The following is a 15,273-nucleotide window of genomic DNA, read 5'->3' on the forward strand; positions in this document are numbered from 1 at the left end:
TTGATCAGTCCTTACTTTCTTCGACTCGGGCTCAGACGCGACGGCGCTTGGGGGGACGGCAGCCGTTGTGCGGCACGGGGGTCACGTCGGAGATCGGGCCGATCTCCAGGCCCAGCGCGCCGAGCGAACGGATGGCGGTCTCACGGCCGGAGCCGGGGCCCTTGACGAAGACGTCCACGCGCTTCATGCCGTGGTCCATCGCACGGCGACCAGCGGCCTCGGCGGCCATCTGGGCCGCGAACGGCGTCGACTTGCGCGAGCCCTTGAAGCCGACGGTGCCGGCGGAGGCCCACGAGATCACCGCACCGGTCGGGTCGGTGATCGTGATGATGGTGTTGTTGAACGTGCTCTTGATGTGTGCCTGCCCGGAGACGATGTTCTTCTTCTCCTTGCGACGAACCTTGTTCTTCGCGGCGGCAGCCTGAGCCTTGGTGCGGCCTGCTTGTGCCATGTGTCTGGTTCTCCTGGTCTCTCAGGCGCCGCGTCAGCGGGCCTTCTTCTTGCCGGCGACGGCCTTCTTGCGGCCCTTGCGAGTACGCGCGTTGGTGCGCGTGCGCTGCCCGTGGACCGGGAGGCCCATGCGGTGGCGGCGGCCCTGGTACGAGCCGATCTCGATCTTGCGACGGATGTCGGCGGCGACCGTACGACGGAGGTCACCCTCGGTCTCGTAGTTCGCCTCGATGAAGTCACGCATCGCGACGAGCTGCTCGTCGGTCAGGTCCTTCACGCGGACGTCGCCGCTGATGCCGGTGGCGGCCAGGATCTCCTTGGCGCGGGTGCGACCGATGCCAAAGATGTAGGTGAGGCCGATCTCCAGACGCTTCTCGCGCGGAAGATCGACACCGATGAGTCGTGCCATCAGGCGTGTCCCTTTCAAATGTGTCAGCCCGTGGGCTGCGAAGGTGTGTGGCGTGCGGCGTCCCGTGCGCCTGAGCGCGGGCCCCGGCCTTCGTCCGGGGGTGGATCCAGGGGGTTTGGCGTGCGGGAGCCTCTCCCGCACCCATCTGGGTGTGCCGTCACGTTCTTCAGTTGTGTTGGAGGGGCTCCAACGGTGATCGTGTCCCTCCGGGCCGTGCAGCGGGCGTCAGCCCTGGCGCTGCTTGTGGCGCGGGTTCTCGCAGATCACCATCACGCGACCGTGCCGGCGGATCACCTTGCACTTGTCGCAGATCTTCTTGACGCTCGGCTGAACCTTCATCGAGCTACTTTCTTCTCTGGTGCCGGGCACAGGGGTGTCCCGCGTCCGGCGTGGATGGATGCGTTGAGAACGTCGGTCACTTGTGGCGGTAGACGATGCGCCCGCGTGTGAGGTCGTACGGGGACAACTCCACGACGACCCGGTCGCTGGGCAGGATGCGGATGTAGTGCTGCCGCATCTTGCCGCTGATGGTCGCCAGAACGCGGTGCCCGTTGGTCAGCTCAACGCGGAACATCGCGTTGGGCAGAGCTTCGACGACGGAACCCTCCATCTCGAGGGCGCCTTCCTTCTTGGCCATGATCTCCTCAGGGAACGCTTCGCCACCTGTGGACACAGGTGACCGACGTCCCATGTTACTCCAACCGGCAACGGACGCCCAAATCCCCCTTCGGGGGTGCCATCGCGCTCAGAGCAGGATGGCGAACAGGATCACCAGCAGCAGCACCAGGGCCACCACGCCACCGGCCGCGACCTTGGCGACCATGGCCCCGCTCGGCGCGCGCGCCTCGCTCAGCTCACCCGGACGCCCCGGGCCCGCCTCCACGATCGCCGGCACGTCGTGCGTGGACGCCCCGGGCAGGACCTCGACCACACCCGCGACCTCGCCCAGGGTGGTCGCCCCGAACAGGGTGTCCAGCAGGCGGGGGTACTCGTCGGCGGAGACCTGGCCGGCCTCGTAGGCGGCGTTGAGCCGCTCGACCAGGCGGTTGCGCTCGCCGTCGTCCAGCGGCGCGTTCGGGGTCGCGCGGTACTTCGAGGATCGGGGCAGCTCGGCCATGTCCCCACCGTAGTCGGTGCCACCGCCTTGTCGAGGCCTGAGACCGGCCCGCCGGTGTCCCCACCGCTCGATACTGTGGCCCGGTCCCAGCCCGCGCGGTACCTCACGACCGCCGTGGGCCGTCCGGAAGGAACCATCGTGAAGCGCAACCCCGTCACCGTCGTCGCGGGCCTCGTCGCCGCCCTGTCCCTCGCCCTCGCGGGCTGCGCCGGCACCCCGGCCGCCGCGCCGGCGTCCACCCCCGCGGCCGGCGGCAGCACCGCCCAGGCCCCGGCCGACGCCAAGACCTACAAGGTCGGCGTCTCCCAGTACGTCGCCCACCCGTCGCTCGACGCGTCCCTGGTCGGCTTCAAGAAGGCCCTCGCCGACGCGGGCCTCGAGGTCACCTACGACGAGAAGAACGGCAACGCCGACCAGGCCACCGTCACCTCGATCTCCACCACCTTCGCCACCGCCGGCCTTGACCTGGTGCTCGCCATCGCGACCCCGTCGGCCCAGGCCGCCGCCCAGGCCATCACCGACACCCCGGTGCTGTTCACCGCGGTCACCGACCCGGTCGCCGCCAAGCTCGTCGAGTCGATGGACGCCCCGGGCCACAACGTGTCCGGCACCTCCGACATGAACCCGGTCGCCGAGCAGATCGCCCTGGTCAAGAAGCTCAAGCCCGAGGCCAAGACCCTCGGCATCATCTACTCCTCCGGCGAGGTGAACTCCGAGGTCCAGGTCGCCGCCGCCAAGGAGGCCGCCGCGGTCGAGGGCCTCGAGGTCGTCGAGAAGACCGTCACCAACACCGGTGAGGTCCAGCAGGCCGCCAACTCCCTCGAGGTGGACGCCATCTACGTCCCGACCGACAACAACGTCGTCGCGGGCCTCGAGTCGGTCATCCAGGTCGCCGAGACCAAGCAGATCCCCCTGGTGGTCGGCGAGGGCGACTCGGTCAAGAAGGGCGGCATCATCACCTACGGCATCGACTACGAGAAGCTCGGCTACCAGACCGGCGAGATGGCCGTGAAGATCCTCACCGAGGGCGCCGACGTGTCGACGATGGCCGTCGAGACCCAGAAGGACCTCGCGGTCTACGTGAACAAGGCCGCCGCCGAGCGCATGGGCGTCACGATCCCCGAGGACGTCCTGGCGGGCGCCGAGGTCGTCGGCTGACCCGATGCTGTCCGCTCTTGACCTGGGCCTGATCTACGGCCTGATGGCCCTGGGGGTGTACCTCACGTTCCGCGTGCTGGACTTCCCCGACCTGACCGTGGACGGCAGCTTCACGACCGGAGCTGCCGTCACGGCGTCCCTCATCATCGCCGGCCAGTCGCCGTGGCTCGCCACGGCGGCCGGTGCGGTCGCGGGAGCCATCGCAGGCCTGGTCACGGGCGTGCTGCACACCAAGGGGAAGATCAACCCGCTGCTGGCGGGCATCCTGACCCAGATCGCCCTGTACTCCATCAACCTGCGCATCATGGGGCGTGCCAACCTGCCCCTGCTGCGCACCGACACGCTGCTGTCGGGCCTGCGCGACGACCGCCACCTGGGCACCTGGGTGTCGGTCGCCGTGTTCGCCGTCGTCGTGCTGGCCTTCATGCTGGCCCTCGACTGGTTCCTCAACACCGACCTGGGCCTGGCCCTGCAGGCCACCGGCGACAACGAGCGCATGATCCGCGCCCAGGGCGTGTCGACCGACAACACCAAGATCCTGGGCCTGGCCCTGTCGAACGGCCTCGTCGGCCTCGCCGGCGGCCTGATCGCCCAGTACCAGGGCTTCGCCGACATCGGCATGGGCATCGGCCTCATCGTGGCCGGCCTGGCGTCGGTGATCATCGGCCAGGCGATCATCTCCGGCCGGCGCTTCATCTTCGCGACGCTCGCCGTGGTGGTCGGTTCGGTGGTCTACCGCATCGTCATCCAGCTCGCGCTGCAGGCCGGCGCCGACCCCAACGACATGAAGCTCATCTCGGCCATCCTGGTCGTCGCGGCGCTGCTGCTGCCCCGCCTGGGCGTCTTCCGCCACATGCGGGCCCGGCGTCGCGAGCGCCTGATGGAGGCCGCCGCCAAGGGGGAGGCCGCCCGTGCTTGAGGTCCGCAACCTGCGCAAGATCTTCTTCCAGCACACGCCGAACGAGAAGGTCGCCCTCGACGGGGTCGACCTGACCCTGGCCGAGGGTGACTTCGTCACCGTCATCGGCTCCAACGGCGCCGGCAAGTCGACGCTGCTCAACGTGGTCGCCGGGGAGTTCCGCCCCGAGGCCGGCTCGGTGCACATCGACGGCGTCGACGTGACGAAGATGCCCGTGCACAAGGTGGCCCGCTGGGTCGGCCGCGTCTTCCAGGACCCGATGGCCGGCACCACGCCGCACGGGACCATCGAGCAGAACCTGGCGATGGCGTTCGCGCGTGGCAAGACCCGCGGCCTGCGCACCGGCGTCACCCGCGCCAAGCGCGAGATGTTCCGCACCGAGCTGAAGAGCCTCGAGCTCGACCTCGAGAACCGGCTCCGCACCGACGTCGGGCTGCTGTCCGGGGGTCAGCGCCAGGCGCTCTCGTTGCTCATGGCGACGTTCAGCCAGCCCAAGATCCTGCTGCTCGACGAGCACACCGCCGCCCTCGACCCCGCCCGCGCGGCGCTGGTCACGCGGCTCACCGACGAGGCCGTCGCCCGCCATGGGCTCACCACGCTGATGGTGACGCACAACATGCACCAGGCCCTGGCCATGGGCAACCGGCTGATCATGATGCACGAGGGCCGGATCATCTACGAGCTCGCCGGCGAGGACAAGAAGAAGGCCACGACCGAGGACCTGCTCCACGAGTTCGAGAAGCTGAAGGCCGTCTCCGACCGCACGCTGCTCGCCTGAGCAGGGCTCAGAACAGGCCCATGATCCGGCCGTCCTCGGCCAGGTCCATGCGCTCGGCGGCCGGCGAGGAGCCGAGGCCGGGCATCGTCTGCATCTGTCCCGACAGCACGTACACGTAGCCCGCGCCCGCCGCGAGACGCACCTCGCGCACCGGCAGCACCCAGCCCTTGGGCGCGCCCCGGTCGGCCGGCGTGGCCGTCGTCGAGAGGTGGGTCTTCGCGATCAGCACCGGCAGCCCGCCGAAGCCGAGGTCGGTGAGGCGGCGCAGCTCGGTCGCCGCGGCCGGGGCCAGGTCCACCCCGGACGCCCCGTACACCTTGGTGGCGACGGCGTGCAGCTTGTCCTCCAGGGAGGCGTCCAGCTCGTAGGAGAACGTCAGGTTCGTGCCGTCCTCGACGGCCTCCAGCACCGCCCGGGCGAGGGCCGTGGCGCCCGCTCCCCCGTCGGCGACGTGGGTCGACACCGCGCACCGCACGCCGCGCTGGTGCGCGAAGCGCTGGATGACAGCGTGCTCGGAGGGGTGGTCGTCGGGGAACGCGTTGATCGCGACCACCGCCGGCACGCCGGTCCTCGCGACGATGTCGAGGTGGTGGGCCAGGTTCGACAGGCCGGCCGCGACGTCGTCGGGGTTCTCCTGCAGCAGCTCGGGCGGCAGCGGCTTGCCCGCCACGACCTTGAACCGGCCCGAGTGCACCTTGAGCGCGCGCACGGTGACGACGACGACCGCCGCGTCGGGCACGAAGCCGGACGTGCGGCACTTCACGTTCACGAACCGCTCGTAGCCCAGGTCGGCGCCGAAGCCAGCCTCGGTCACGACGATGTCGGAGCGCGACAGCCCCACGTGGTCGGCCACGATCGAGCTGTTGCCGGTGGCGATGCTCCCGAAGGGCCCGCAGTGGATCAGCGCGGCCTGCCCCTCGATGGTCTGCAGCAGGTTGGGGCGCACGGCGTCCTTGAGCAGCACCGCCATGGCGCCCGCGGCCTTCAGCATCTCCGCGGTCACCGGACGCCCCTCGACGTCGGTGCCCACCACGATGCGGCCCAGCCGCTCGCGCAGGTCGGTCAGCGACGTCGCCAGCGCGAGGATCGTCATGACCTCGGACGCCGCGGTGATGTCGAAGCGCGCCTGCCGCGGCACGCCGTCGAGGCGTCCGCCGAGGCCGATGACGATGTTGCGCAGCGCGCGGTCGTTCACGTCGAGCACGCGGCCCCAGGTGATCGAGTGCGGGGCGATGCCGAGCTTGTTGCCGTGCTGCAGGTGGTTGTCGACCATGGCGGCCAGCAGGTTGTGGGCCGCCGTGACCGCGTGGAAGTCACCGGTCAGGTGCAGGTTGAGCACCTCCATGGGGATGATCTGCGACCACCCCGCGCCCGCGGCGCCGCCCTTGATGCCGAACACCGGGCCCAGCGAGGGCTGTCGCAGCACGGCGGTGGCCTGCCGGCCGACCTTGCCGAGCCCCTGCACGAGGCCCACGGCGGTGGTGGTCTTGCCCTCCCCCAGCGGCGTCGGGGTGACGGCGGTCACCACCACGTACTTGCCCGAAGGCCGGGCCGCACCCACGGCGTCCAGCTCGATCTTGGCCGCGTGGCGGCCGAAGGGTTCGAGGTCGTCGGGCGCGAGCCCGAGCGAGGCACCGATGTCGGTCAGCGGCCGCAGCGGTGCGGCCTGGGCGATCTCGAGATCAGAAGGCACGATCCCCATTCAACACCACCGGCAGGCGGCAGGCCCCTCGGCAGGGGGCGCCGGGCCCGCAGTGTGAAGAGTTGCGGTCAGTCGGCCAGCGGCCCGAACGGGACGCCCCGCGCGGCGAGTTCGGCCTCGCCCCCGTCCTCGGCCGTGAGGACCCACAGGCCCTTCGGCGTGACGGTGATCGTGTGCTCCCAGTGGCAGGCGCGCGAGCCGTCCTTGGTCACGACCGTCCACTCGTCGTCGAGGGTGACGCCGACGGCCGAGCCGAGCGTGACCATGGGCTCGACGGCGAGGGCCAGGCCCTCGACGATCCGCGGCCCGCGGCCCGGACGCCCCACGTTCGGCACGTCGGGGGCCTGGTGCATCTCGGAGCCGATGCCGTGGCCGGTGTAGTCCTTGAGGATGCCGTAGCGCTCGCGGCGGGCCCGGATGCTCTTCTCGATGGCGTGGGAGATGTCGGTCACGCGGCCGCCCAGGTGCGCGGCGGCGATGCCCGCCCACAGGGACTCGAGCGTCACGTCGGAGAGCCGCTGGTCGGCCTCGGACAGCTCGCCGACCCCGAAGGTGATCGCGGCGTCGCCGTGGAAGCCGTCGACGATCGCGCCGAAGTCGACCGAGACCAAGTCACCGGCGACGAGCTCACGGGGCCCGGGGATGCCGTGGACGACCTCCTCGTTGACCGAGATGCAGGTGACGCCCGGGTAGGGCGGGTAACCCCACGCGGCGCCGTAGTTCAGGAAGGAGGACCCGGCGCCGTGGCGGGCCAGGATGTCGCGGGCCAGCTGGTCGAGCTCGCCGGTGGTGACCCCGGGGGCCGCGGCCTCGCGGACCGCGCGGTGCACCTCGGCGACGACGAGGCCGGCGCGCCGCATGGTGCGCAGCTGGTCGGGCGTCTTGAGTTCGACGCCGCTCACGCGGGCTGTCCGAGCTTGGCGTCGAGGGAGCCGGTGATGCGCTCGCGGACCTCGTCGACCGTGCCCTCGGCGTCCACCTCGACGAGGAGGCCGCGGTCGTGGTACACGTCGAGCAGCGGCGCGGTCTGGGCGTGGTAGACCTCGATGCGGTGGCGGATCGACTCCTCGTTGTCGTCGGCCCGGCCCTCGATCTCGGCCCGCTTGAGCATGCGGGCGATCAGCTGGTTGGGGTCGGCCACGAGGGCGATGACGGCCTTGAGGCGGCGCCGGCTGCGGATGAGGGCCCCGTCGAGGGCCTCCACCTGGTCGAGGGTGCGCGGGTAGCCGTCCAGCAGGAAGCCCCCGCGCTTGCGTACGTCGGGGCTGGAGAGGCGCTGGAACACCATCTCGTTGGTCAGCTCGTCGGGGACGAGGTTGCCGGCCGCGATCAGCGACTCGATCCGCTTGCCCAGCGGGGTGCCCAGCTGGATGTTGTCGCGGAAGAGCTGGCCCGTCGAGATCGTGACGATGCCGTAGTGGTCGGCGATGGCGCCGGCCTGGGTCCCCTTCCCCGCCCCCGGCGGGCCCATGATGAGGAGCCTCACCTCAGGAAGCCCTCGTAGTTGCGCTGCTGCAGCTGGCTCTGGATCTGCTTGACGGTGTCGAGGCCGACGCCGACGACGATCAGGATGGAGGTGCCACCGAAGGGGAACTGCTGCGACGTGCCCAGCGCCAGGAAGGCGAAGGCGGGCAGCAGGGAGATCAGGCCCAGGTAGGTGGCGCCCGGCGCGGTGAGGCGGCTCAGGACGTGCGCGAGGTACTTCTCGGTCGGCTTGCCCGCACGGATGCCCGGGATGAAGCCGCCGTACTTCTTCATGTTGTCCGCGACCTCCTCGGGGTTGAAGGTGATCGACACGTAGAAGTAGGCGAAGGCCACGATCAGCACGAACATGACCAGGTTGTGCCAGATGCCCTGTCCCGACATGTTCGTCGCGATCCACGACGACACCGGGTTGTTGGGGGCGAACTGGGCGAACATGATCGGCAGGTACAGCAGCGAGCTGGCGAAGATCACCGGGATCACACCGGCCTGGTTGACCTTGATCGGGATGTAGGTGGTGCTGCCACCGACGAGGCGACGTCCGACCATGCGCTTGGCGTACTGCACCGGGATGCGGCGCTGCGCCTGCTCGACGAACACGACGCCCAGCATGACCAGCAGGCCCACCGCGAGGACCGCGACGAAGGCCAGCCAGCCGGACGAGTTCGGCAGGGTCAGGCCGTTCCACTCGGTGGCGCCGCGGGACAGCGCGATGGCCCACACCTGCGCCGGGAACGCGGCGGCGATCTGGGTGAAGATCATCACCGACATGCCGTTGCCGACGCCGCGCTCGGTGATGAGCTCGCCCAGCCACATCACGATGCCGGTGCCGGCGGTCATGGTCAGGATCATCACCAGGATCGGGAACAGCGAGTTGTCGTAGACCAGCGGCAGCGCACAGCCCGGGAACAGCTGGCCGCTGATCGCCATCGTGACGAACGCGGTCGACTGCATGATCGCCAGGACGATCGTCAGGTAACGGGTGTACTGCGTGATCTTCTGCTGGCCGGCGCCACCCTCCTTCTTGAGCGCCTCCAGCCGCGGGATCACCACGGCGAGGAGCTGGAAGATGATGGAGCTGGTGATGTACGGCATGATGCCCAGCGCGAAGATCGACAGCTGGAGCAGCGCGCCACCCGAGAACAGATTGATCATCGAGTACAGGCCGGCGGACTGACCGGTCGATGCCTGCAGGGTGCACTGCTGCACGTTCTGCATGTTCACGTTGGGGGCGGGGATCACCGAACCGAGACGGAAGACCGCGAGCACCCCGAGCGTGAACAGGATCTTCCGGCGCAGGTCAGGGGTCCTGAGCGCGTGGGCGAAGGCGGAGAGCATCCGGTTCCAATCAACTGGCGACAGCACAACAAGGTCGGGCCGTGGGCCCAACCGGTCAGACTCTACCAAGCCTTCGGGGTGCTCGGCGCATCGCCCGGGACCTCAGCGCAGGGGTTGCAGCAACTCCGGTCCGTCGTTGCGCACGTTGTTCACCAGCGGCACCACGGCGTAGGTCTCGACCTCCGCACCGTGCGGTGCGTGCAGCAGGGGCCGGACGCCCTCGGCGTCGGTCAGCCGGGGGTCGAGCCAGGCGTCCCAGTCGCCCGGGAGGACCGTCATGGGCATGCGGTCGTGGATGTGCCCCAGCGCGTCGGTGGCCTGCGTGGTGATGATCGTGCAGGTGGTCAGCCAGGCCCCCTCCCCCGCGAGCCCCGGGTCCTTCCAGAACTCGTAGAGGCCGGCCATGACGAACGGTCCCTCCCCGGGCGTCCGGATGAACCACGGCTGCTTGGCCGGCTTACCGGTCGGGCCGGTGGTCGGCGTCCACTCGTAGAACCCGTCGGCAGGGATCAGGCAGCGCCGGGCCGCGAACGCCTTGCGGAACGCGGGCTTCTCCGCGACGGTCTCGGCGCGGGCGTTGATCATGCGGGCCCCGCCGCGGGCGTCCTTGGCCCAGGAGGGCACGAGCCCCCACCGGGGGGTGACGAGCTTGCGGACGGCCTGGCGGGTCTCCTTGTCGAGCCGCTCGACGACAGCAGGCACCGGGTCGGTGGGCGCCGCGTTGAACGTGGGCAGGGGTTCGTCCACGACCTCGTCGATCGCGAAGGTCTCGATGATGTCCTCGGTGCTGGCCGAGGCAGCGAAGCGCCCGCACATGCGCGCCAGCCTAACCCTGCGTCCGAATGGGTCCGTCCCGACAACACCCGGACAACACCCCTGTGGATGCCGGGATCGGCGACGCGGACAGCCCCGAGTCTGGATGCATGGCCTTCAACCCCAAGCTCCCCTTCCGGGCCAGGGACGCCCTCGCCGCCGGGCTCACCCGGCGCGCACTCGCCTCGTCCCGGTTCCGGCGCCTGTTGCCCGGCGTCTACGTGGACGCTCGGGTGCCGGTGACCCCGCTGCTCGAGGCCCGCGCTGTCATGCAACTCCTGCCGGTCGACGGCTTCGTCTCCCACCACACCGCCGCACGCCTGCTGGGTGGCGTGGTGCCCCACGACGAGAACCTGCACGCGAGCGTGCCGGCCCATCGCAACCGATCCCGGAAGCTGGGCCTGCAGGTCCACCGCTCGACCCGGACGCCGGTGACGTTCGACGGGGTCCGGACCACGTCACCGACCGCCACGTTCATCGACCTCGCCGGCGTGCTGGGCCTGGTGGACACGGTCGTGCTGGGCGATTCCTTGGTCAGGAAGGGGCTGGCGAGCCCCGCCCGGCTGGTCAGGGCCGCGGCGTCGGCCCCGGACCGCCTCCGCACGCGGGCCGTCCGGGCCGCAGCGCTCGTGCGCGCGCGGGTGGACTCCCCCATGGAGACCCGGACCCGACTCCTGCTCCTGCTCGCCGGGCTTCCCGAGCCCCAGATCGGCATCGAGTTCCGGGACGACCACGGCATCGTCCTCCGACGCGTCGACATGGGCTACCGCGAGGCGCGGCTCGGCATCGAGTACGACGGACGCCACCATGCCACCGTGGTCTCCCAGTGGGAGCGCGACATCACGCGCCGCGAGGAGTTCGACCTACGGGACTGGCGGCTGGTCACCCTGGTCGCCAAGGACATCTACCGGACGCCGTCGGCCACCCTCGAGCGCGTGGTGGCAGCCATGCGTTCGCGTGGGATGCGGGTCCCTCCCCTGCGCGACGAGTGGCGTGCCCACTTCCCTGGCCGGTGACCCCGGGTCGGGTCGGCCCCATCGTCGGGGATGGCTTCGACTCGCCCAAGGGCCCGATCGCGTACGAGATCCATCCACGTGGATGGGTCCGTCCAAGGTGCCGCACCCGGACATGCACGAAGGGCGCCCCCGATGGGGACGCCCTTCGCGTGTGTGTGATCAGGTCACAGCTCGTTGGCGGTGCCGCCGGCTGCCTCGATCTTGCTCTTCGCCGACGCGGTGTACGCGTGGGCGTCGATGTCGAACTTCACGGTGGCCTCGCCGGTGCCGAGCACCTTGACCAGGCGGCCCTTGCGGACGGCGCCCTTGGCGACGAGGTCCTCGACGGTGACCTTGCCACCCTCGGGGAAGAGCTCGACCAGCTTCGCGATGTTCACGACCTGGTACTCCACCCGGAAGGGGTTCTGGAAACCGCGCAGCTTCGGCAGCCGCATGTGCAGCGGCATCTGGCCGCCCTCGAAGTTCGCCGGCACGTTCTTGCGTGCGCCGGTGCCCTTGGTGCCACGGCCGGCAGTCTTGCCGCCCTTGCCACCCTCACCGCGGCCGACGCGGTGCTTGTCGGTCTTGGCCCCGGGGGCCGGGCGCAGGTGGTGTGCCTTGAGCGCCATGTCAGTCAACCTCCTCGACGGAGACGAGGTGGATGACCGTGTTGACCATGCCGCGGTAGTGCGGCAGGTCCTCACGCTCCACGACGTCGCCGATCTTCCGCAGGCCGAGGGTCTTGAGGGTCTCGGCCTGGTTCCGCTTGGCGCTGTTGGCGCTCTTGATCTGGGTCACGCGCAGGGTGGCCATCAGGCAGCGCCCTCCTTACGAGCCTTGAGCAGGGCGGCCGGGGCCACGTCCTCCACGGGGAGGCCGCGACGCTTGGCGACCTGCTCGGGCTCCTCGAGCTGCTGCAGGGCGGTCACCGTGGCGTGCACCACGTTGATCGCGTTGGGGCTGCCCAGCGACTTGGCCAGCACGTCGGAGATGCCGGCGCACTCGAGCACCGCGCGGGCCGACCCACCGGCGATCACACCGGTACCCGGGGACGCCGGGCGCAGCAGGACGACGCCTGCGGCCTTCTCGCCCTGGACGGGGTGCGGGATGGTGCCCAGGATGCGGGGGACGCGGAAGAAGTTCTTCTTCGCCTCCTCGACACCCTTGGCGATCGCCGCGGGCACCTCCTTGGCCTTGCCGTAGCCGACACCCACGGTGCCGTCACCGTCGCCCACCACGACGAGCGCGGTGAAGCTGAAGCGACGACCACCCTGGACGACCTTGGCGACGCGGTTGATGGCAACCACGCGCTCCAGGTACTGGCTCTTCTCCTCACGGGCGGCGTTGTCGCGCCCGCCTCGACGATCGTCGCGGCCGCGACGCTCGCCACCGCCCTGGCCGCGCTGGCCACGGGCGTTCGCGTTTTCGTTCGCCATTGTTTTCCTTTCCGCTTCGATCAGAATCCGAGGCCGGCCTCGCGCGCGGCGTCAGCCAGCGCAGCGATCCGTCCGTGGTACTGGTTGCCGGCGCGGTCGAACACGACGGACTCGACGCCCGCCTTCTTCGCCCGCTCGGCGAGGAGCGTGCCGACCTGCTTGGCCTTGGCGCTCTTGTCACCGGACGCCGCACGCACGTCGGCCTCCATCGTGGACGCCGCGGCCAGCGTGTGGCCGGCGGTGTCGTCGATGACCTGGGCCAGGATGTGGCGCGCGGAGCGCGTCACAACGAGGCGGGGACGCTCGGTGGTGCCGAAGATCTTCTTGCGACCACGGGCCTGACGACGCAGGCGCGCCTTGGCGCGAGCAGCCATGCCCTTGTTGTTCGAGATCAAGCTCATCGTCACTTACCAGCCTTTCCGACCTTGCGGCGGATGCGCTCGCCGGCGTAGCGGACACCCTTGCCCTTGTAGGGCTCGGGCTTGCGGAGCTTGCGGATGTTGGCCGCAACCTCGCCGACGACCTGCTTGTCGATGCCCTGGACCGAGAAGGCCGTCGGCTTCTCGACCGTGAAGGTGATGCCCTCGGGGGCGTCGATGATCACCGGGTGGCTGAAGCCCAGCTGGAACTCCAGCTGCTGCGGGCCCTTGCTGATCACGCGGTAACCGACGCCGACGATCTCGAGCTTCTTCTCGTAGCCCTCGGTGACACCGATGACCATGTTGTTGACCAGCGTGCGGGTCAGGCCGTGCAGCGAACGCGACTCGCGCTCGTCGTTCGGGCGGGTGACCTCGAGCTGGCCCTCGTCGTTGCGCGCGACCTGGATCGGCTGGGCGACCGTCAGCGACAGGGTGCCCTTGGGGCCCTTGACCTGGAGGTCCTGGCCGTCGAGGGTGACCTCGACGCCGGCCGGGATCGCGATGGGGAGCTTTCCAATACGGGACATGTTCAGCTACCTCCCGTCACCACACGTAGGCGAGCACTTCGCCGCCCACGCTCTTGAGGGATGCTTCCTTGTCGGTCAGCAGGCCCTGGCTGGTCGAGATGATCGCGATGCCGAGGCCACCGAGGACCTTGGGCAGCGCGTTGCTCTTGGCGTAGACACGCAGGCCGGGCTTGCTGATGCGACGCAGGCCGGCGATGGAACGCTCGCGGCTGTCGCCGTACTTGAGGGTGATCTTGAGGGTCTTGCCGACCTCGCCCTCGCCGGGCTCGATGACCTCGTAGGAGGTGATGTAGCCCTGCTGCTTCAGGATCTCGGCGATGCCCGCCTTGATCTTGCTGTGCGGCATGGAGGTCGAATCGTGGTACGCCTGGTTGGCGTTCCGCAGACGCGTCAGCATGTCTGCGATCGGATCCGTCATTGTCATGGCTTGTTGGGCCTCTTTCTCGCCGTGGTTTCCCCGGGGCGCTCGCCGCGGGGACCTACCGCGTCATGAATCGTGGGTGGTGGTGTCGCTCACCAGGAGGACTTGATGACACCGGGCAGCTCGCCCTTGTGCGCCATCTCGCGGAGGCAGATGCGGCACAGGCCGAACTTGCGGTACACCGACTTCGGACGCCCGCACTTGTTGCAGCGGGTGTACGCGCGCACCTCGAACTTCGGCTTGCGGCTCTGCTTGACCTTCAGACCAGTCTTTGCCATCAGTGGGTCACCTTCTGCTCATCTGCTTCTTGATCTGGCTCTTGGAGCCAGTGAAGGCGCGACGACGGGCCACGGCCTTCTTGGGGTCGTTCTCCGGCGCCTTGAACGGGAAGCCGAGCGCCTTGAGCAGCGCGCGACCCTCGTCGTCGGTGGTGGCGGAGGTGACGAACGTGATGTCCATGCCACGCACGCGGTCGATCTTGTCCTGGTCGATCTCGTGGAACATGACCTGCTCGTTGAGGCCGAAGGTGTAGTTGCCCTGGCCGTCGAACTGGCGGGCCGAGAGGCCACGGAAGTCACGGATACGGGGCAGCGCCAGGGTCAGCAGCCGATCGGCGAACTCCCACATGCGGTCACCGCGGAGGGTGACGTGGCAGCCGATCGGCATGCCCTCACGCAGCTTGAACTGCGCGATGGACTTGCGGGCCTTGGTGACCTGCGGCTTCTGGCCGGTGATGGCGGTGAGGTCCTTGACGGCACCGTCGATCACCTTGGAGTCACGCGCGGCCTCGCCGACACCCATGTTCACCACGATCTTCACCAGACCGGGGATCTGCATGACGTTGTCGTAGTTGAACTCGGAGTTCAGGGCGTCGCGAATCTCCTCGCGGTACTTCTTCTTCAGGCGGGGCAGTTCCTTGACAGCGGTCTCGGCCATCTCAGATCTCCTCTCCGGTCTTGCGGGCGATCCGGACCGAACGGGTCGCGGTGTACTCGGTGCCGTCGGGACGGCGCTTGGTCACCTCGACGCGCTTGTAGCCCACGCGGGTCACCTGGGCCTTCTTGCCCGAGCCCGTGACGAGCTGGACGTTGCTGGCGTGGATCGGGGCCTCGGTCTCGATGATGCCGCCGGTGTTCTTCCCGGCCGCGTTCGGGTTGGCCGCGGTGTGCTTCTTGACGAGGTTGACGCCCTCGACGATGACGCGACCCTCCTTGGGGAACACGGCGATGATCTCGCCGATGGCGCCCTTGTCGTCGCCGGCGATCACCTTGACGGTGTCACCCTTCTTGACGTGGAGCGAGTTCGCCAT

Annotated in this window: 23 protein-coding genes; 4 read left to right on the forward strand and 19 right to left on the reverse strand. The window is 69.4% G+C overall.

Annotation, left to right across the window (positions count from 1 at the left end; all coding sequences use genetic code 11):
• Positions 1-31: 31 nt before the first annotated feature.
• The 5 genes from rpsK to J4N02_RS12060 all read right to left on the reverse strand — a co-directional run bounded on the left by rpsK (position 32) and on the right by J4N02_RS12060 (position 1,976).
• Positions 32-451, reverse strand: coding sequence for a 30S ribosomal protein S11 (rpsK, locus tag J4N02_RS12040; protein ID WP_182816598.1), 420 nt, complete (start codon positions 449-451; stop codon positions 32-34).
• A 33-nt stretch (positions 452-484) separates the two neighbouring features.
• On the reverse strand, positions 485-859 hold the full coding sequence (rpsM, locus tag J4N02_RS12045; protein ID WP_182816600.1) for a 30S ribosomal protein S13: 375 nt from the start codon (positions 857-859) through the stop codon (positions 485-487).
• A 225-nt stretch (positions 860-1,084) separates the two neighbouring features.
• The gene (rpmJ, locus tag J4N02_RS12050) at positions 1,085-1,198 is read right to left on the reverse strand and encodes a 50S ribosomal protein L36 (RefSeq protein WP_020575560.1); all 114 of its coding nucleotides are present in this window, start codon (positions 1,196-1,198) and stop codon (positions 1,085-1,087) included.
• Positions 1,199-1,274: 76 nt separating this feature from the next.
• A complete protein-coding gene (gene infA / locus J4N02_RS12055) occupies positions 1,275-1,496 on the reverse strand; it encodes a translation initiation factor IF-1 (RefSeq protein WP_131167419.1) in 222 nt (73 codons plus the stop codon).
• Between the two features lie 108 nt (positions 1,497-1,604).
• Positions 1,605-1,976, reverse strand: coding sequence for a DUF1707 domain-containing protein (locus J4N02_RS12060; protein ID WP_182816602.1), 372 nt, complete (start codon positions 1,974-1,976; stop codon positions 1,605-1,607).
• A gap of 138 nt (positions 1,977-2,114) precedes the next feature.
• Here J4N02_RS12060 and J4N02_RS12065 point away from each other — a divergent pair, with 138 nt between their 5' ends.
• From J4N02_RS12065 to J4N02_RS12075, 3 genes are read left to right on the forward strand one after another with little or no spacing between them, the layout of a single operon-like run.
• Positions 2,115-3,134, forward strand: coding sequence for an ABC transporter substrate-binding protein (locus J4N02_RS12065; RefSeq protein ID WP_188333138.1), 1,020 nt, complete (start codon positions 2,115-2,117; stop codon positions 3,132-3,134).
• Between the two features lie 4 nt (positions 3,135-3,138).
• Entirely contained in the window at positions 3,139-4,053 is a 915-nt protein-coding gene (locus tag J4N02_RS12070) for an ABC transporter permease (RefSeq protein ID WP_188333139.1), read from the forward strand.
• The gene (locus tag J4N02_RS12075; RefSeq protein ID WP_188333140.1) at positions 4,046-4,831 is read left to right on the forward strand and encodes an ABC transporter ATP-binding protein; all 786 of its coding nucleotides are present in this window, start codon (positions 4,046-4,048) and stop codon (positions 4,829-4,831) included. The genes J4N02_RS12070 and J4N02_RS12075 overlap by 8 nt, the downstream gene beginning before the upstream one ends.
• 7 nt (positions 4,832-4,838) lie before the next feature.
• Here the strand turns inward: J4N02_RS12075 and J4N02_RS12080 are convergent, their stop codons facing one another.
• The 5 genes from J4N02_RS12080 to J4N02_RS12100 all read right to left on the reverse strand — a co-directional run bounded on the left by J4N02_RS12080 (position 4,839) and on the right by J4N02_RS12100 (position 10,169).
• Positions 4,839-6,524 carry a formate--tetrahydrofolate ligase gene (locus J4N02_RS12080; protein ID WP_243760797.1) on the reverse strand — a complete coding sequence of 562 codons (1,686 nt, stop codon included), beginning with the start codon at positions 6,522-6,524 and terminating at the stop codon, positions 4,839-4,841.
• 77 nt (positions 6,525-6,601) lie between these two features.
• Complete coding sequence (gene map, locus J4N02_RS12085) at positions 6,602-7,435, reverse strand: type I methionyl aminopeptidase (protein ID WP_260519431.1); 834 nt, start codon at positions 7,433-7,435, stop codon at positions 6,602-6,604.
• Positions 7,432-8,019, reverse strand: a complete 588-nt coding sequence (locus J4N02_RS12090) for an adenylate kinase (RefSeq protein ID WP_188333142.1) — start codon at positions 8,017-8,019, stop codon at positions 7,432-7,434. Before J4N02_RS12090 ends, map begins: the two co-directional genes overlap by 4 nt.
• Positions 8,016-9,353, reverse strand: a complete 1,338-nt coding sequence (gene secY, locus J4N02_RS12095; protein WP_182816613.1) for a preprotein translocase subunit SecY — start codon at positions 9,351-9,353, stop codon at positions 8,016-8,018. Before secY ends, J4N02_RS12090 begins: the two co-directional genes overlap by 4 nt.
• 102 nt (positions 9,354-9,455) lie before the next feature.
• On the reverse strand, positions 9,456-10,169 hold the full coding sequence (locus J4N02_RS12100; protein WP_182816615.1) for an SOS response-associated peptidase: 714 nt from the start codon (positions 10,167-10,169) through the stop codon (positions 9,456-9,458).
• Between the two features lie 107 nt (positions 10,170-10,276).
• On the opposite strand from J4N02_RS12100, the gene J4N02_RS12105 reads away from it, so the two are divergent.
• Entirely contained in the window at positions 10,277-11,182 is a 906-nt protein-coding gene (locus J4N02_RS12105; RefSeq protein ID WP_208090958.1) for a hypothetical protein, read from the forward strand.
• A gap of 164 nt (positions 11,183-11,346) precedes the next feature.
• Here the strand turns inward: J4N02_RS12105 and rplO are convergent, their stop codons facing one another.
• From rplO to rplX, 9 genes are all read right to left on the reverse strand, one after another.
• Positions 11,347-11,790, reverse strand: coding sequence for a 50S ribosomal protein L15 (gene rplO, locus J4N02_RS12110; RefSeq protein WP_182816617.1), 444 nt, complete (start codon positions 11,788-11,790; stop codon positions 11,347-11,349).
• 1 nt (position 11,791) lies between these two features.
• Positions 11,792-11,974: a 50S ribosomal protein L30 gene (gene rpmD, locus J4N02_RS12115; RefSeq protein ID WP_182816619.1), complete on the reverse strand. Its 183-nt coding sequence runs from the start codon at positions 11,972-11,974 to the stop codon at positions 11,792-11,794.
• Complete coding sequence (rpsE, locus tag J4N02_RS12120; protein WP_182816621.1) at positions 11,974-12,597, reverse strand: 30S ribosomal protein S5; 624 nt, start codon at positions 12,595-12,597, stop codon at positions 11,974-11,976. Before rpsE ends, rpmD begins: the two co-directional genes overlap by 1 nt.
• 20 nt (positions 12,598-12,617) lie before the next feature.
• A complete protein-coding gene (gene rplR / locus J4N02_RS12125) occupies positions 12,618-12,998 on the reverse strand; it encodes a 50S ribosomal protein L18 (protein ID WP_182816623.1) in 381 nt (126 codons plus the stop codon).
• A gap of 2 nt (positions 12,999-13,000) precedes the next feature.
• A complete protein-coding gene (rplF, locus tag J4N02_RS12130; RefSeq protein ID WP_182816624.1) occupies positions 13,001-13,543 on the reverse strand; it encodes a 50S ribosomal protein L6 in 543 nt (180 codons plus the stop codon).
• A gap of 16 nt (positions 13,544-13,559) precedes the next feature.
• Positions 13,560-13,967: a 30S ribosomal protein S8 gene (rpsH, locus tag J4N02_RS12135; protein ID WP_182816626.1), complete on the reverse strand. Its 408-nt coding sequence runs from the start codon at positions 13,965-13,967 to the stop codon at positions 13,560-13,562.
• A gap of 89 nt (positions 13,968-14,056) precedes the next feature.
• Positions 14,057-14,242, reverse strand: coding sequence for a type Z 30S ribosomal protein S14 (locus J4N02_RS12140; RefSeq protein ID WP_182816628.1), 186 nt, complete (start codon positions 14,240-14,242; stop codon positions 14,057-14,059).
• A gap of 7 nt (positions 14,243-14,249) precedes the next feature.
• Positions 14,250-14,900, reverse strand: a complete 651-nt coding sequence (gene rplE / locus J4N02_RS12145) for a 50S ribosomal protein L5 (RefSeq protein ID WP_182816630.1) — start codon at positions 14,898-14,900, stop codon at positions 14,250-14,252.
• A 1-nt stretch (position 14,901) separates the two neighbouring features.
• Positions 14,902-15,273, reverse strand: a complete 372-nt coding sequence (rplX, locus tag J4N02_RS12150) for a 50S ribosomal protein L24 (protein WP_182816632.1) — start codon at positions 15,271-15,273, stop codon at positions 14,902-14,904.

Source organism: Propioniciclava sp. MC1595, assembly GCF_017569205.1.
In the GTDB taxonomy this organism is placed as follows: domain Bacteria; phylum Actinomycetota; class Actinomycetes; order Propionibacteriales; family Propionibacteriaceae; genus Propioniciclava.

Coding starts and splice junctions, on each gene's coding strand:
- rpsM (WP_182816600.1), bottom strand. CDS start 859: ATGGCACGACTCATCGGTGTCGATCTTCCGCGCGAGAAGCGTCTGGAG.
- rplO (WP_182816617.1), bottom strand. CDS start 11,790: ATGGCGCTCAAGGCACACCACCTGCGCCCGGCCCCCGGGGCCAAGACC.
- J4N02_RS12070 (WP_188333139.1), top strand. CDS start 3,139: ATGCTGTCCGCTCTTGACCTGGGCCTGATCTACGGCCTGATGGCCCTG.
- rpmJ (WP_020575560.1), bottom strand. CDS start 1,198: ATGAAGGTTCAGCCGAGCGTCAAGAAGATCTGCGACAAGTGCAAGGTG.
- rplE (WP_182816630.1), bottom strand. CDS start 14,900: ATGGCCGAGACCGCTGTCAAGGAACTGCCCCGCCTGAAGAAGAAGTAC.
- secY (WP_182816613.1), bottom strand. CDS start 9,353: ATGCTCTCCGCCTTCGCCCACGCGCTCAGGACCCCTGACCTGCGCCGG.
- rpsE (WP_182816621.1), bottom strand. CDS start 12,597: ATGGCGAACGAAAACGCGAACGCCCGTGGCCAGCGCGGCCAGGGCGGT.
- J4N02_RS12105 (WP_208090958.1), top strand. CDS start 10,277: ATGGCCTTCAACCCCAAGCTCCCCTTCCGGGCCAGGGACGCCCTCGCC.
- J4N02_RS12060 (WP_182816602.1), bottom strand. CDS start 1,976: ATGGCCGAGCTGCCCCGATCCTCGAAGTACCGCGCGACCCCGAACGCG.
- J4N02_RS12100 (WP_182816615.1), bottom strand. CDS start 10,169: ATGTGCGGGCGCTTCGCTGCCTCGGCCAGCACCGAGGACATCATCGAG.
- rpsH (WP_182816626.1), bottom strand. CDS start 13,967: ATGACAATGACGGATCCGATCGCAGACATGCTGACGCGTCTGCGGAAC.
- rpsK (WP_182816598.1), bottom strand. CDS start 451: ATGGCACAAGCAGGCCGCACCAAGGCTCAGGCTGCCGCCGCGAAGAAC.
- infA (WP_131167419.1), bottom strand. CDS start 1,496: ATGGCCAAGAAGGAAGGCGCCCTCGAGATGGAGGGTTCCGTCGTCGAA.
- rpmD (WP_182816619.1), bottom strand. CDS start 11,974: ATGGCCACCCTGCGCGTGACCCAGATCAAGAGCGCCAACAGCGCCAAG.
- rplX (WP_182816632.1), bottom strand. CDS start 15,273: ATGGCGAACTCGCTCCACGTCAAGAAGGGTGACACCGTCAAGGTGATC.
- rplF (WP_182816624.1), bottom strand. CDS start 13,543: ATGTCCCGTATTGGAAAGCTCCCCATCGCGATCCCGGCCGGCGTCGAG.
- J4N02_RS12140 (WP_182816628.1), bottom strand. CDS start 14,242: ATGGCAAAGACTGGTCTGAAGGTCAAGCAGAGCCGCAAGCCGAAGTTC.
- rplR (WP_182816623.1), bottom strand. CDS start 12,998: ATGAGCTTGATCTCGAACAACAAGGGCATGGCTGCTCGCGCCAAGGCG.